General features: G+C 66.5%; 14 protein-coding genes. 12 read left to right on the top strand and 2 right to left on the bottom strand.

What is annotated here, in order from left to right; genetic code table 11:
* Window positions 1–46: 46 nt before the first annotated feature.
* The 4 genes from PQ455_RS07925 (at window position 47) to PQ455_RS07910 (ending at window position 5237) form a co-directional block, all read left to right on the top strand.
* A complete protein-coding gene (locus PQ455_RS07925) occupies window positions 47–1315 on the top strand; it encodes an aromatic ring-hydroxylating oxygenase subunit alpha (RefSeq protein ID WP_273690712.1) in 1269 nt (422 codons plus the stop codon).
* A gap of 17 nt (window positions 1316–1332) precedes the next feature.
* The gene (locus PQ455_RS07920; RefSeq protein ID WP_273690711.1) at window positions 1333–1884 is read left to right on the top strand and encodes an aromatic-ring-hydroxylating dioxygenase subunit beta; all 552 of its coding nucleotides are present in this window, start codon (window positions 1333–1335) and stop codon (window positions 1882–1884) included.
* A gap of 93 nt (window positions 1885–1977) precedes the next feature.
* Window positions 1978–4167, top strand: coding sequence for a TonB-dependent receptor (locus PQ455_RS07915; protein ID WP_273690709.1), 2190 nt, complete (start codon window positions 1978–1980; stop codon window positions 4165–4167).
* A 20-nt stretch (window positions 4168–4187) separates the two neighbouring features.
* Window positions 4188–5237 carry an aromatic ring-hydroxylating oxygenase subunit alpha gene (locus PQ455_RS07910; protein ID WP_273690707.1) on the top strand — a complete coding sequence of 350 codons (1050 nt, stop codon included), beginning with the start codon at window positions 4188–4190 and terminating at the stop codon, window positions 5235–5237.
* 1 nt (window position 5238) lies between these two features.
* On the opposite strand, the gene PQ455_RS07905 is transcribed toward PQ455_RS07910, so the two are convergent.
* A complete protein-coding gene (locus tag PQ455_RS07905; RefSeq protein ID WP_273690705.1) occupies window positions 5239–5946 on the bottom strand; it encodes a glutathione S-transferase family protein in 708 nt (235 codons plus the stop codon).
* A complete protein-coding gene (locus tag PQ455_RS07900) occupies window positions 5943–7316 on the bottom strand; it encodes a spinster family MFS transporter (protein ID WP_273690704.1) in 1374 nt (457 codons plus the stop codon). Before PQ455_RS07900 ends, PQ455_RS07905 begins: the two co-directional genes overlap by 4 nt.
* Before the next feature lie 246 nt (window positions 7317–7562).
* Between PQ455_RS07900 and PQ455_RS07895 the strand changes: the two genes are divergently transcribed.
* From PQ455_RS07895 to PQ455_RS07860, 8 genes are read left to right on the top strand one after another with little or no spacing between them, the layout of a single operon-like run.
* Window positions 7563–8375 carry an NAD(P)-dependent oxidoreductase gene (locus PQ455_RS07895; RefSeq protein WP_273690702.1) on the top strand — a complete coding sequence of 271 codons (813 nt, stop codon included), beginning with the start codon at window positions 7563–7565 and terminating at the stop codon, window positions 8373–8375.
* Between the two features lies 1 nt (window position 8376).
* Entirely contained in the window at window positions 8377–9303 is a 927-nt protein-coding gene (gene kce, locus PQ455_RS07890) for a 3,5-dioxohexanoate:acetyl-CoA acetone transferase (RefSeq protein ID WP_273690700.1), read from the top strand.
* A gap of 23 nt (window positions 9304–9326) precedes the next feature.
* The gene (locus PQ455_RS07885) at window positions 9327–10478 is read left to right on the top strand and encodes an alpha/beta hydrolase family protein (RefSeq protein WP_273690698.1); all 1152 of its coding nucleotides are present in this window, start codon (window positions 9327–9329) and stop codon (window positions 10476–10478) included.
* Window positions 10475–11512: an SMP-30/gluconolactonase/LRE family protein gene (locus tag PQ455_RS07880; protein WP_273690696.1), complete on the top strand. Its 1038-nt coding sequence runs from the start codon at window positions 10475–10477 to the stop codon at window positions 11510–11512. The genes PQ455_RS07885 and PQ455_RS07880 overlap by 4 nt, the downstream gene beginning before the upstream one ends.
* A complete protein-coding gene (locus PQ455_RS07875) occupies window positions 11509–12300 on the top strand; it encodes an SDR family NAD(P)-dependent oxidoreductase (RefSeq protein WP_273690694.1) in 792 nt (263 codons plus the stop codon). Before PQ455_RS07880 ends, PQ455_RS07875 begins: the two co-directional genes overlap by 4 nt.
* Before the next feature lie 30 nt (window positions 12301–12330).
* Window positions 12331–13317 carry a VOC family protein gene (locus PQ455_RS07870; RefSeq protein WP_273690692.1) on the top strand — a complete coding sequence of 329 codons (987 nt, stop codon included), beginning with the start codon at window positions 12331–12333 and terminating at the stop codon, window positions 13315–13317.
* The gene (locus tag PQ455_RS07865) at window positions 13317–13637 is read left to right on the top strand and encodes a 2Fe-2S iron-sulfur cluster-binding protein (RefSeq protein WP_273690689.1); all 321 of its coding nucleotides are present in this window, start codon (window positions 13317–13319) and stop codon (window positions 13635–13637) included. The genes PQ455_RS07870 and PQ455_RS07865 overlap by 1 nt, the downstream gene beginning before the upstream one ends.
* 4 nt (window positions 13638–13641) lie before the next feature.
* Complete coding sequence (locus PQ455_RS07860) at window positions 13642–14871, top strand: NAD(P)/FAD-dependent oxidoreductase (protein WP_273690687.1); 1230 nt, start codon at window positions 13642–13644, stop codon at window positions 14869–14871.
* The last annotated feature ends 65 nt before the right edge of the window (window positions 14872–14936 follow it).

Raw genomic sequence — 14936 nt, 5'->3', positions numbered from 1 at the left:
TGCCGCCGTCGCCTTTCCTGATCCCGCACCGCCATCGGATACGCATATGGACATGATCCCCAACCGCCTCGTCGATACGACGAGGGACGTCGTCAGCCGCAAGATTTTCCATGATCGCGAAATCTACGAAATGGAGCTGGACCGGATCTTCCGCCAGAAATGGCTGCTGGTCGGCCACGAGAGCCAGATCCCCAGGGTCGGCGACTTCTTCCTTTCGCGGATGGGCGAGGATCAGGTGATCCTGTCGCGTAGCAAGGACGGCAAGCCCAACGTCTTCCTCAACACCTGCCGCCACAAGGGCATGCGCATCTGCCGCTACGACGAGGGCAACACAAAGCTGTTCTACTGCCCCTATCACGCCTGGTCCTACGATCTGAACGGCGATCTGAAGGGCGTGCCGGAGAAGGAGAATTTCCCCGCCAGCTTCAATCGCAAGGATTGGGGGCTCATCAAGGTCGCCAAGGTGGCGAGCTTCCGGGGCACGATCTGGGCGACGTGGAATCCCGACGCGCCCGATTTCGAGACATACCTCGGCGACGCGAAGGAGGGGCTGTGGATCGGGCTGGGTCCGTGGGACGGCGGCGACGGCGAGGTCGAGGTCTATGGCGGGGTCCAGAAATGGAATATCCCGTGCAACTGGAAGTTCGTCTCGGAAAATTCGGGCGGCGATCCGCTCCACAACATCAGCCACCAGTCGACCGACATGAGCAAGATCGGTCCGCGCGAGGGGATCGGTCGGCGCGATCCGTTCGGCGAGCTGTTCCTGACCGCGACCGACAACGGCCACGGCCTGATCTTCGAGAAGGTGCCGACCGACAGGCCGCGCGATCATTATCAGATGTCGAAGATCACCTCCGAATATTTCGAGGATTGCTGGCGCCGCCGGGTGGACCGGCTCGGCGAGCGGGCGGGATCGCCAATGGTGCTGGCCAACATCTTCCCCAACGCGGGCTTCCATACGCAACAGCCGCGCGTGTTCCTGATGGCGCACCCCAACGGGCCGCAATCCTGTCAGGCGTGGCGCATGTTCTTCGTCGACAAGGACGCGCCGCAGGAGGCCAAGGATTTCCTGCGCCGCTATTACATCTCCTACAGCGGCCCCGGCGGCATGACCGAGCAGGATGACATGGAGAATTGGAACTATGCGTCCGAGGGCTCGACGGTGCGCGGCGCGCAGCACGCCCCGTTCAGCTACGTCGCGGATTCGGGCAGCTACCGCGATCCCTACATTCCCGGCGACGTCAGCAAATGGTGGATGACCGAGCGCAACAACATGGCCTTCTATCGCGCCTGGTCCGACGCGATGGGCCTGTGAGCGGAGGGGACGAGGCGATGCTGACCGAAACCACCGGCCGCATGAGCGCGGTCGACGAATTGCTGCTGACGCGCGAGATCGAGGAATTCCTCTATCGCGAGGCCGACATGATCGACTCCCGCCATTTCGAGGAATGGCTCGATTATTTCGCCGAGGACATCCGCTATTGGGTGCCGATCCGCAAGAACCTCCAGTTCAAGCACCGGTTCGACGACGCGACCGACGAGCATGAATCCGCCTGGATCGACGATACGCGGGCGACGCTCCAGGCGCGCGTCTATCAGGTGATGACCAAGATCCACTGGGCGGAGGAGCCGCTGTCGCGCGTGTCGCACATCGTCGCCAACATCTATGTCGATGGGGTGGAGGAGACGCCGGACGGGCAGGTCATCACCGTCCGCAGCAAGCTGATCTGCCACCGCTCGCGGATGGAGGAGGCGGGCGAGATGCTGGTCGCCAAGCGGATCGACAAGATCCGCCGCACCGACGCGGGCCTCAAGATTTTCTGGCGCAAGATCCTGATCGATCAGGCCACGCTGCATGTGAAGAACCTGTCCTTCTTCCTCTGACAATCGTCGGACGGCCGGAGACATCATACGGGCCGGCGCGGGCCGCAATCCGTGCCGGGACCGGACAAATATAAGAACAGAGGGAGGATTCCTATGACGACCAAGCGGGTTTCGATTCTGTGCGCCGGCGTTGCGCTGGCCGCTTTCGCCCCGCCGGCCTGGGCGCAGACCCAGCCGGCCGTGAGCGCGCCGGCCGAGGCGGAAGAGCAGTCCGCCGGCGTCGGCGAGATCGTCGTGACGGCGCGCAAGGTGACCGAGACGGCCCAGTCGGTGCCGCTGGCGATCAGCGTGCTGGGCGGCGCGGAACTTACCGAGCGCGGCATCGTCAACGTGCAAGCCCTTCAGGGCCAGCTCCCCAGCATCGCCATCGGCGAAGTGAATGGCACCGCACAGATCACCAGCCGCGGCCTTGGCAACGACAATTTCGCGGCCGGCTCCGATCCGTCGGTCGGCCTCAACGTCGATGGCGTGGTCGTGTCGCAGCCGGGCGCGCAGCTGGGCGCCTTCTTCGATCTTGAGCGGGTCGAGGTCGTGCGCGGGCCGCAGGGCACGCTCTACGGCCGCAATACGACCGGCGGCGCGATCAACCTCGTCACCAACAAGCCAACCGCCGATCTGTCGGGCTATGGCCGCATCTCCTACGGCAATTACAACAATCTCGTTCTCGAAGGCGCGGTAAGCGGGCCGATCAGCGACACCATCCGTGCCCGCATCGCCTTCAAGACCGAGGATCATGACGGCTGGGGAAAGAATGTCCGCACCGGCAAGGACATTGACGATGCCAGCCGTCGGGCGGTGCGTGGCACGCTGCTGTTCCTCCCAAGCGAGAAGCTCGAAATCCTGCTGTCCGGCGAATATACCAGCGAAAAGGACGCCAATTACCAGATCAAATATCTGTCGGATTCCTTCCCCGGCAACGCCGCGCTTCGCCCGCCGGGCCTTGCCAGCAGCTTCTTCGCCAGCAACCCGCGCGACATCAACACCGATATCGACCCGCGCAACGATCGCCATACCTACAGCTTCACTGGCACGGTCAGCTACGAGGCGAGTTCGGCACTCACGTTCAAGTCGATCTCGGGCTATCGCCGCTTCAAGAATATCGGCGCCCGCGATTTCGACGGCACCGCGGCGGCGCTTGCCAATGTCGTCATCCCGGTCGAGACCGATCAATATACGCAGGAGTTCCAGGCGCTCGTCACCACCGACCGGATCAAGGCCGTGGTGGGTGCCTATTACTATAAGGAAAATCTCCAGAGCGACATTCGCATCGGAGCCAACCCTTACGGGCCGACCAATGCGCTCACCATCAGCCAATTTGGCACGGTGGGTACCGAATCCGTCGCCGGCTTCGCCAACGTCAGCTACAATCTCACCAATCAGCTGAGCCTCGATCTCGGCGGGCGCTGGAGCTGGGAGCGGCGTGAGGGCGATGCCCGCTTCACGCGCGGCGGTACGCTCTTCCCCTATCAGACCGCCGGTTCGGTCAAGGATTTCACGCCCCGCGTTGGGCTGGAATTCAAGCCGACGTCGGACGTGCTGATCTACGCTTCCTATGCGGAGGGGCTGAAGAGCGGCGTCATCGCCTCGGGCTCGACCACGCCGATCCTGCGGCCCGAGCGGGTCAAGGCCTATGAGGCGGGCGTCAAATCGACCCTCTTCAACCGCACGCTGCGCGCCAACCTGTCGATCTACCGCTATGATATCTCGGATCTCCAGGTTTCGCGCACCCTTCCGGGCACGACGGCGGGCAGCTTCGTCTCGGTATTCGAGAACGCCGCAGACGCACGCGCGCAGGGCGTCGAACTGGAACTGGTATGGCGGCCGACCCGCGCCTTCCAGCTTTCCGCGATCGGTGGCTATTCGGATGCGACATTCACCCGCTTCCTGACGATCAACCCGCTCGACGGCCCCACCGGCGTCGTCCGCGATCAGGCCGGCAATCGCCTGGTGCAGACGCCCGAATGGTCCTCGACCGTCAGCGCCGAATATAAAGCGGATGTCGGCAGCGGCACCGTCACCACCTCGGCGCAGGCGCAATATCAGAGCCGCGTGTTCTTCACGCCCTTCGCCCAGGCACAGACCAGCCAGAAGCCGGTCACCCGCTTCGACACCAGCATCCGCTACGATGCCGATGGCAAGCGCTGGTTCGCCAGCCTCTGGGTCCGCAACCTCACCAACGAGCGGGTCGCGACGACCAAATATGTCATCGCCAGTGGCCGCTTCATCTCGGGCCAATATGTCCCGCCGCGCCTGTGGGGCGGGACCGTGGGCTATAATTTCTGAGCGGGGCGGGGAGCATGCCGATGCCGTGGTTGAAGAACTGCTGGTATCAGGTGGCATGGGGCGAGGAGCTGTCCGACAGCGCCTCGCTCGCGCGCACCGTGCTCGACACGCCGCTGCTGCTCTTTCGCGATGCCGGAGGCGCGCCCGCAATCCTGCGCGATACCTGCCCACACCGGTTCGCGCCGCTGTCGGCCGGGCGGGTGGCGGGCGGGGTGGTGCGCTGCAATTACCACGGCCTGGTCTTCGGCAGCGACGGGCGCTGCGTCCATAATCCGCATGGGCCGGTCACCGGCCGGATGCGGACGACGGCCTATCCCGTCGTCGAGCGCCACGGCGCGATATGGGTGTGGCTGGGGGAGGCCGACGCGGCCGATCCCGCCCTCGTGCCCGATCTCGCCTTCCTCGATCGCGCCCCGCCGCAGACGAGCATCCGCGGTCATATGCCGACGGCCTGCAACTATCAGCTGCTCACCGACAATATCCTCGATCTCAGCCACACCGATTATCTCCACCCGGACACGCTCGGCGGCATGATGACGGGGGCGAGGACGACCGTGCAGGAGGCGCCGGGGCGGGTCGCGATCGAGTGGTTCGCGGCCGACCGTGAGCCGTCTGCCGCCTATCGGGCGCTGCTGCCGGGGGGGGCACGCGCCGACAAATGGATCGAGGTCGCCTGGACGGCGCCCGCGATCCTCGTGCTGCGCACCGCCACCACGGCGGCCGGGGTGGCATGGCGGGAAGGCGACCTCACCGCCACCGTCCACAGCATGACGCCCGAGACGCGCTTCACCACCCACTATTTCTACAACAATGTCCGCTACTTCCGCGTCGACGATGCGACCTTCCACGCGGCACTGGGCGCGAACATCTTCAAGGCCTTCGCGCTGGAGGACAAGCCGATGCTGGAGATGCAGCAGGCGCGGATGGGGACGGACGACCTGCTCGGCTTGAAGCCGCTCCTACTCCCCATCGACAGCGCCGCCATCCGCGTCCGCCGCCAGCTCGCCGCGATGATCGCCGCCGAGCAGGACAGCGAGCCGGTCGAAGTCGAGGCCCCCCAGCCGGCGTGATCTAGGCGAAGTCGGGATAGTAGAGCGCCATCATCCGATCCACATAGCGGACGAGATTGTCGTGCCGCGCCGCCGCGTTTTGCGTGTGGCTTGGAAAGGGTGGGATCAGCGCGGCCGCGATCTGCGCGAACAGGCTCGCGTCCGCTCCGCAGGGCGTGTCGCCCAGCAGAAAAGGCTTGTCGCCGATTAGGCGTGACAGCGCGTCATAGCCGCGATCCGCCATCACGCGGCGCTCGTCGTCGGACAGGCGTCCCGTGCCCTGGCCATCGAGATAGGCGATCACCTTCGCTCGCTGCCGTTGCCGCGCGGTGTCGCGCACGGCGTCCGGGAGGGCATCGAAATTGCGCGCCGGCCCGGCCTCGAAATTGTCGTCGATCGCCCAGCGGGCATGGACCATCAGCCAGAACAGATTGTCCTCGGCGAGCCGCTCGGCCGTCCAGGCCACCGCGCGCTGCGCTTCATCGAAACCCGCGTCGAGATCGCGATGGTAGGCACCTTCGAGATAGCGGCGGATCGCGGTGGAATCCGGCACGATCGTCCCGCCGTCATCGATATACGGCAGCTTGCCTCTCGGCGCGCGATCGATCCCGTCGAAGGCCTTGCGATACGCCAGCCCCATCATGCGGAGCTGGATTTCGGTCTTCATCACGAACGGGCTCGAACTCGGCAAGTCGAAGCGCGTCGGGTAGGCGAACAGGGTGATCGTCATTGGCGCGCGGGGTCCGTTTGGCCGAGATCCGCCCTCAAGGTGCGGGCGGCGATCAGATAGTGGATGGCGGCCCAAAGGAAGGCGCTCGTCGCCAGGATCAGCGACCAGCGCACCCCCTCCGCCGAGGCGGCGCGGCAGAGCGTGTCGAGCGCCGCTTGCGTCGCCTTGCCGCCCGCGCATTGCACGGCATAGTCGCCGCCCGTGAAGTGGGCCGCCGCCAGCCGGTCGCTGAGGAATCCCGTCAGGGTCGGCCCCAGGCCCATGCCGAACAGGTTGACCGCGAGATAGAGCAGCGCTGTCGCCGTCGCCCGCATCCGGGGCGTCACCATATTATGCATCAGCCCGAAGGTAGGCCCCATGTAGAGATATTGCAGTGCCGGCGGTACGAGCAGGATTGTCATCGCGAGGGCTTGGGTGGGCGCAAGGAAGCCCATGATGTAGCCCGGCGTCGCCAGCAGCAGGCCGATCGCGGGCACCCATACCGCCCAGCGCCGGTCGCGCGAGCCCAGCCGGTCGGTAACGATGCCTGACAGGAAGATGCCGATGCCCGCCGACACGCCGCTCGTCAGCCCCAGGAACAGCCCCGCTTCGGACAAAGTGGCGCCGTAGACGCGGATGAAGAAGGGCGCCGCGAAGGTCAGGATCGAATAGGAGCCGAAGGCGGCGATGCTGGCCCCCGCGACACAGTGGAACAGCGCGCGTTTCGCCCGGAACTGCCGCAGCACCGCCGCGAAGCTGGGCGGCGCCGCCTCGACCGGTTGGCCAGGATCGAGCCTGCCGCGCGCGGGCTCGCGGATGGTGAGCGGGATCAGGATGGCGAGCAGCAGCCCGGGAATGCCGAACACCGCGAAGGTCATCCGCCAGCCATAGGTCTGCGCGACATAGCCACCCCCGGTCGCGCCGATCAGCACGCCCGCCGACACGCCCAGCGAATAGATGGAAAAGGCTGTGCCGCGCCGGTGGGGCGGGAAGAAATCGGTGATGAGCGAATGGGCCGGCGGGCTGGCCCCGGCTTCGCCCACGCCGACCGCGACCCGCAGCAGGAAGAGGCTCGCGAAGCCGCGTGCCAGCCCGCTCATCGCCGTCGCTGCCGACCAGATCGTGAGCGACACGCTGATGAGCCAGCGCCGGTCGACCTGCTCCGCCAACCGCGCGATGGGAATGCCGAGGGTCGAATAGAAGATGGCGAACGCAAACCCGCCGAGCAGGCCGAGTTGTGTGTCGCTGAGGCCCAGTTCCTCCTTGATCGGATTCTGTATGATCGAGAGGATCGTGCGATCCATGAAGCTCGATGTGTAGGTGAGCGTCATCAGGAGCAGCACCCACAGGCTGGTCCGTGTGCCGACGTCCGTCGCGGGCTGTGTCTGCAAGTCACCCTCTCTCATTCTCTGGCGCCTCCATCGCGGCGCGGAGGGCGTGAGGGGAGGCTAATGGCGGCCGGCGGGGCGGCGTAATCATTTGTCGTGATGGTTTGGATAGCTGGTCGGGATCGACGGCGTCATCCGAGCTGCGGATCGCTGGTATCAGCCCAAAAGATTTCCGGGCCATCCGCCCCCTCGTTAGCTCTCCTCCATCTCCGGCGAAACAGCCGCAAGAAAGAGACGGGAGCAGGGCGTATGAGAGTGGGGTTCATCGGGCTTGGGTTCCAGGGAAAGCCGCTGGCGCGCAACATCGTCGAGGCCGGCTATCCGCTGACCGTGTACGATGTCCGCCCCGAGCCGATGACCGAGCTGGCCGGGGCCGGCGCCACCGCCGCTGCGACGCCTGCCGAAGTGGCCGCCGCCAGCGACCTCGTCATCCTCTGCGTGGTGAACGACGCACAGGTGCTCGACGTGCTGGGCGGGGAGGGAGGCGTGTTCCCCTGCGACTGCAGCGGCAAGATCGTCGTCATCCACAGCACCGTCCTGCCCGACACGATCGCCGCCGCCGCCGACCTCGCCGGCCGCCACGGCGCCGTGCTGGTCGATGCGCCGGTCAGCGGCAGCGCTAAGGGCGCCGAGGAAAAGACGATGGCCTATATGGTCGGCGGCGACGAGGCGGCGGTCGCGGCCTGCCTGCCCGTGTTCCGCACCTCCGGCCAGTCGATCACGCTGACTGGCGCCGTCGGCACCGCTACCGCCGCCAAGATCGCCCACCAGCTCGTCTGCTGCGTCAACATGATCGCCGTCTCGGAAGGTCTGCGGCTGGGCGAGGCGGCGGGCGTTTCGCGGGAGGCTTTGCTGGCGGTGTTCAGCGCCGGCTTCGCGCAGAGCCGCGCCGGGGATATGTGGCCCGAACTCGATCTCCATCCCCGCGCCACGCCGATCTTCTACAAGGATCTGAAGGCCGCCATCACGCTCGGCCACGATGTCGGGGTGGCGATCCCGGCGGCGGCGCTCACCCAGCAGATGTTGCCCGATATCCTCCCCCGCATCGGTGGAGCCGCCTGACATGGCCAAGGTCATCATCAGCTGCGCCGTCACCGGATCGGCGCACACGCCCACCATGTCGGATGCGCTGCCTATCACGCCGGAGGAGATTACTGAACAGTCGATCGACGCCGCCGAAGCGGGCGCCGCCATCCTCCACCTCCACGCCCGTATGCCCGAGGACGGGCGCCCGACCGGCGATCCCGACATCTACGGCCGGTTCCTGCCGGTGATCCGTCAGCGCACCGACGCCGTCGTCAACATCACCACCGGCGGCAGCGCGACGATGACCGTCACCGAGCGGCTTGCCGCCGCGAAGCAGTTCGCGCCGGAGCTATGCTCGCTCAACATGGGTTCGCTCAACTTCGCCTTCTTCCCCGCCGCCAAGCGGATCGGGACGTGGAAGCATGATTGGGAGAAGGATTATGTCGTCAATTCTGACGATTACATCTTCCGCAACACTTTCCGCGACATCAATACGATCCTGACCGTGATGTCGCAGAGCGGCACTAAGTTCGAGCATGAATGCTACGATCTGGGCCACCTCTACAACCTCGCCCATTTCGTCGATCGCGGCCTCGTGAAGCCGCCCTTCTTTGTCCAGATGATCTTCGGTATCCTGGGCGGCATCGGCGCCGATCTCGAAAATCTCTTCGTGATGAAGGAGACGGCCGACCGGCTGTTCGGGCGCGGCGCATATCAGTGGTCGGTGCTGGCGGCCGGGCGGCACCAGATGCCGTTCTTGACGCAGGCGGCGCTGCTCGGCGGCCATGTCCGGGTCGGGCTCGAGGACAGCCTGTTCATCGAGCGCGGCAAGCTCGCTGCCTCCAACGCCGAGCAGGTCGCCAAGATCGTCCGCATCCTGAAGGAGATGGGCCACGAGCCCGCCACCCCGGACGAAGCGCGCGGCATGCTCGGCCTCAAGGGCGGCGACCGCGTCGAATTCTGACCGCCAAGAGGAGCGGCCCCACCATGTACGAACCCTTCCCCGGCAATTACGTCTGGAATCTCTCGGTCAACATCTGCCTCAACATGGGCGGGGTGATGGGCGAGATCGATCCCGCCAACGACAAGGTCCGCGCCGTCGCCAGCGCCAACCCCGATGAGGGCACCGAAGCCTTCTTCGACGCCTGGGGCGCGCTCGCCGATCGGGTGCGCGGGCTGGCCGAGGCCGATGAGGCTGCCGGCCATCCGATCAGCGCCGCCGAAAAATATGCCCGCGCCGCCGCTTATTATATCACCGCCGAACGGATGCAGAGCCGTGACTTCGGCCCGCGCAAGGCGATGTACCGGACGATGCTCGACACGGTCGAAGCCTTCTACCGGACGAGCGATCTCGGCGCTGCCCGCGTGACCTTTCCCTATGAGGGCGCGCACCTCGCGGCCACCTTCGTGCCCGGCCGTGGAGACGGCCCGCGCCCCTGCATGATCTTCTGCAACGGGCTCGACAGCACCAAGGAGATGGTACTGCTGGCGCTGCGCGACCGCTTCGCCAAACGCGGCATTTCGACCCTGCTGATCGACCAGCCCGGCGTCGGCGAGGCGCTGCGCCTCGATGGCCTCACCGCGATCCACGATACCGAACGCTGGGCGGGCGCGGCCGTCGATTATCTCGAAACCCGCGCCGACGTCGACTGCAAGCGGATCGGCATGATGGGCTGGTCGATGGGCGGCTATTACGCCCCGCGCGCGCTCGCCTACGAACCCCGCTTCGCGATCGGCGCGGTCTGGGGCGGCAACCACGATTGGGGCGGGCACCAGAAGGCCCGGCTCCAGCGCGAGGGCGACATGCCGGTGCCCCATTATTGGGACCATGTGATGTGGGTCTGGGGCCAGCCCGACATGGCGAGCTTCATGGCGCTGATGGACAAGGTGAACCTCAACGGCCACCTCCAGAACATCCGCGTACCCTTCCTTGTGACGCATGGTGGCAACGATCGCCAGATCCCGCTCAAATATGCCGAGCAGAGCTATGAGCAGGCGGTCAACAGCCCCGATCGCGAGCTGAAGGTCTTCACCCCCGCCGAGGGTGGTATCGAGCATTGCGGCGCCGACAATATGGAGCCGGTCCAGAATTTCATCGGCGACTGGCTGGCCGATCGCTTCGCCCGAATGGCGGCATGACCCTCCTGCGCGAAGGGCGGGGGCCGAACCCGCTGGCCGGCTTCCAGGTCGATCCCGCCGCGATCCGCATGGTCGGCATCGATCTGCAACGCCCCGAATGCATCCTCGCCGAGCGTGACGGGACGCTGTGGAGCGCCGACGCGCGCGGCGGGGTGGTGCGGATTGACCCGGACGACACGCAGACGCTCGTCACTCAGGCGCCGGACCCGCATTTCGACCTGTCGGCCTCGGCGGCGGACAGCCTGCTGACCGGCACGCTCCCCAACGGTCTCGCCTTCGCCGCGAACGGCGACATCCTCATTTCCAATTTCGGCACCGATCGGCTGGAGCGGATGACCCGCAGCGGCGAGACGCGGGTGATCCTCGACCGGATCGAAGGCCGGCCGATGGGCAAGGTGAATTTCGTCCTGCGCGATCGCCGTGACCGCATCTGGATCACCGTTTCGACGATGGTGAACCCGTGGAGCGACGCGATCCGGCAGGGGCTGGCGGACGGCTGCATCATCTTGCTCGACGAACGCGGCCCGCGTATCGTGGCGGACGGGCTGCACTTCGCCAACGAGATCCGTTTCGACGCAGCGGAGGAATGGCTCTACGTCGCCGAGACGACCGCACGCCGGGTGACCCGCTTCCGGGTCGCAGCGGACGGCGCGCTCATCGATCGCGAAATCTACGGCCCGGCCTCGCTCGGCACCGGCATGATCGATGGCATCACCTTCGATGCCTATGGCAACCTCTGGGCGACGATGATCTTCGCCGATCGCCTGATCGCGCTCACGCCTGAGGGCGACGTGCTGACCCTGCTCGACGACGGCGATCCGGCGGGCACGACGGCTCTGGAGGCGGCATTCGCCACCGGCGCGCCGGTGCCGTTCGACACGCTGATGCTCTCCGGCGGCACAATCTGTCCCTGGCTCGCCAGCGTCACCTTCGGCGGACCGGACCTGTGCACCGCCTATCTTGGCGGCCTCCGCGCAACCCGCATCCCGGCCTTCGCCAGCCCCGTCGCTGGCCTGCCCATGGTGCATTGGTGAGCGGCCTCGCCACCCTGCCCCTGCTCGCCGGCAAGCGCATTCTGGTCACCGGGGCCGCAAGCGGCATCGGCCTCGGCGCGGCGCGGGCCTTCGTGGATTTCGGCGCTTCGGTCTTCGTCACCGATCGCGATGCCGACGCGCTCGCCGCCGCATGGCCCGATCTGACCGAAGAGCGCCGCGCCGGGCTCGACGTGGTCGATGAGGCGCAATGCGACGCTAGCGTCGATCGCATGGTGGCCGCGCTTGGCGGGATCGATGGCGTGTTCAACTCGGCGGGCATCGCCGATCCGGTCCAGCTCGCACTCGATGTTCCGATCGACGCCTGGCAACGGACGGTGGACGTGCATCTGCGCGGCAGCTTCCTCGTCGCGCGGGCGGCGGGGCGGGCGATGGTGGCGCAGGGGGCGGGCTCAATCGTGCTGGTGTCGTCGGTCAACGGCGTCGGCGGTATCCCGCGCCGTCATGCCTACGGCCCGGCCAAGGCCGCGATAGCCCATCTCGCGCGCACGCTTACCTGCGAGTGGGCCGCGCGCGGTGTGCGGGTCAACGCCATCGCGCCCACCTACATCGCCACGCCCATGATCGAGCGGCTGGCGGCGGAGGGCAAGATTGACATCGCGCGACTGGAGCGGCGCACGCCGATGGGGCGGATCGGCCGGGTGGAGGACGTGGCCCATGCCGCCGCCTACCTCCTGTCCGATCTCAGCGCCTATATCAGCGGCGCCAACCTGCCGGTGGACGGTGGCTGGCTCGCTTACGGCGGGCCGGGCGACGTCGCCACTGCCTGAACCATAAAACGGATCGATCGGAGAAAGAGGATGGCCATCATCGGCATCGAGCGGCTGGTATATGGGGTCGAGGATCTGGCGGAATCGACCCGCTTCTTCCGCGATTTCGGGCTGAAGGAATTGCATGCCGACGTGGCCTCCTCGCGCTTCGGCCTCGTCAACGGCGCGGAGGTGGAGATCCATCCGCTCGGCTCACCGGCCTTGCCGCAGACGACCGGCGTGGTCGGGCAGGGGGTGCAGGAGGTCGTCTGGGGGGTCGATCGCCCCGAGGCGCTTGCCGCGCTGTGCGATCGGCTGGAGGCCGTCGTGCCGTTGTCCCGCGAAGGCGATCTGGTGCGCTTCGGCACTCCGTTCGGCGTGCCTATGGCGCTGCGCCTGTGGGTGCCCCGTCCGCTCACGGCCGCGCCCGATGCGGCCAATGCGCCGGGCCTCGTCGGCCGCCTCAATCGCCCGCGTCGCTGGCGCCTCCAGGCGACCCCGCGCCTCATCACCCATGTCGTGTTCGCAGTGCCGAACTATGACGAGGTCTATCGCTTCATGGTCGACGTGCTGAACTTCCGCCTTACCGATCGCCAGACCGGCTTCGGCAATTACCTCCGCGCCGACGGCACCACCAACCACCACAATATCCTGTTCCTCAACGCTGACGCGCCCTTCCCCGGCGTCGATGGCAAGCTGCGCTTCCACCACGCCAATTTCGCGCTGGAGGATGTCGACGAGATCATGATCGCGGTGAACGCCATGGTGCGAAAAGGATGGGCGCCCTCCGATCAGGGCCTGGGGCGCCACCGGGTCGATTCAGCCCTCTTCTATTATTTCCCGTGCCCCGCCGGCGGCGAGGCCGAGTTCGGCGCCGATGCCGATGCGGTGGACGACAATTGGGTGCCGCGCGAATGGCTCAACCCGCTCTTCGCTTACGCCCATTTCGTCCACAATCTGCCGCCCTTCCTGATGCGCGAACCCGACTGGAACTTCCGCTACATGACCGGCATCGAGCCGGCGGCCGGGCATCATTGATGGCGATCGATCTGACCGTCATCACGCGGGAAAATGTCTCCGTCGCCGTGTCCGCCGATCCCGGTGTCTCCCTGATGGAGGCGATCCGCGCCGCCGGAATCTACGAACTGGTCGCGCTGTGCGGCGGCTCCTGTTCCTGCGCGACCTGCCATGTCTTCATCGAACAAGCCCCGGCCGGGCTAGACTCAGCTGCCGGTGGCGACGAGGATGATCTGCTCGACAGTTCGGAGCATCGTCAGCCCAATTCACGACTGTCATGCCAGATCTTGCTTGATGCGGCATTGAACGCTCTGGTGGTCCGCATCGCCCCCGAGGATTGAGGATATGACGCAATACGACGTGGTGATCGTGGGTGGCGGGCATGGCGGGGCGCAAGCGGCGGTGGCGCTGCGGCAGGCCAAGTTCGCGGGGACGATCGCGATCGTCGGCGACGAGCCGGAGCTGCCCTATGAGCGGCCCCCGCTGTCGAAGGATTATTTCTCGGGCGAGAAGGCGTTCGAGCGCATCCTGATCCGACCGCCCGCCTTCTGGGAGGAGCGGCAGGTGGCGATGCTGCTCGGCCGCAAGGTCGTGTCGGTGGATCCCGAGGCGCGGAGCATCACGACGGCGGACGGCGAGACGATCGGCTATGGCGACCTGATCTGGGCCACCGGCGGCTCACCCCGCAAGCTGACCTGCTCGGGCCACGACCTGATCGGCGTCCACGGCGTGCGCACCCGCGCCGATGTCGATCGGATGACCGGAGAACTGGCCGGCACCACCCGCGTCGTCGTGATCGGCGGCGGCTATATCGGGCTGGAGGCGGCCGCCGTGCTGGCCAAGTTCGGCAAGAAGGTGACGGTATTGGAGGCGCTCGACCGGGTGCTGGCCCGCGTCGCCGGCGAGCCGCTGTCGCGCTTCTACGAGGCCGAGCATCGCGCCCATGGCGTCGATGTGCGGCTGGGCGCGAAGGTCGAATGTATCGAGGAGGCCGAGGGCCGGGTCATCGGCGTGCGGCTGGCCGATGGCGAGATCCCGGCCTGCGAGATGGTGATCGTCGGCATCGGCATCATCCCCGCCGTCGAGCCGCTGCTGGCGGCGGGCGCCGAGGGCGGCAATGGCGTCGCGGTCGATGCGCAATGCCGCACCAGCCTGCCGCACATCTACGCCATCGGCGACTGCGCGCTCCACGCCAATCCCTTCGCCGGCGACATGCCGATCCGCCTGGAATCGGTCCAGAACGCCAACGATCAGGCGACCGTCGCGGCCAAGACCATTCTCGGGCAGGAGGTGGCCTATCACGCCGTGCCGTGGTTCTGGTCCAACCAATATGATCTGCGCCTCCAGACGGTGGGCCTGTCGACCGGCCATGACGAGGCGGTGCTACGCGGGGATCCGGCGACCCGCAGCTTCTCGATCGTCTATCTGAAGGACGGCAAGGTCATCGCGCTCGACTGCGTCAACGCCACCAAGGATTACGTCCAGGGCAAGGCGCTGGTCGTCGGCGCCGTAGCATTGCCGGCCGAGCGGCTCGCCGACACGAGCGTGGTTCTCAAGGAATTGGCGGCCAACTGAACGACGCTCTCCCGTCGCTTCCGGCCAAACCCCTCGACGAACCGACAACCTTCGGAGCATCGGAT

It is taken from the genome of Sphingomonas naphthae, from assembly GCF_028607085.1.
Classification (GTDB): domain Bacteria; phylum Pseudomonadota; class Alphaproteobacteria; order Sphingomonadales; family Sphingomonadaceae; genus Sphingomonas_Q; species Sphingomonas_Q naphthae.
Note: the sequence above shows the minus strand (reverse complement) of the source record. Positions and strands in the feature narration are given on the sequence as shown.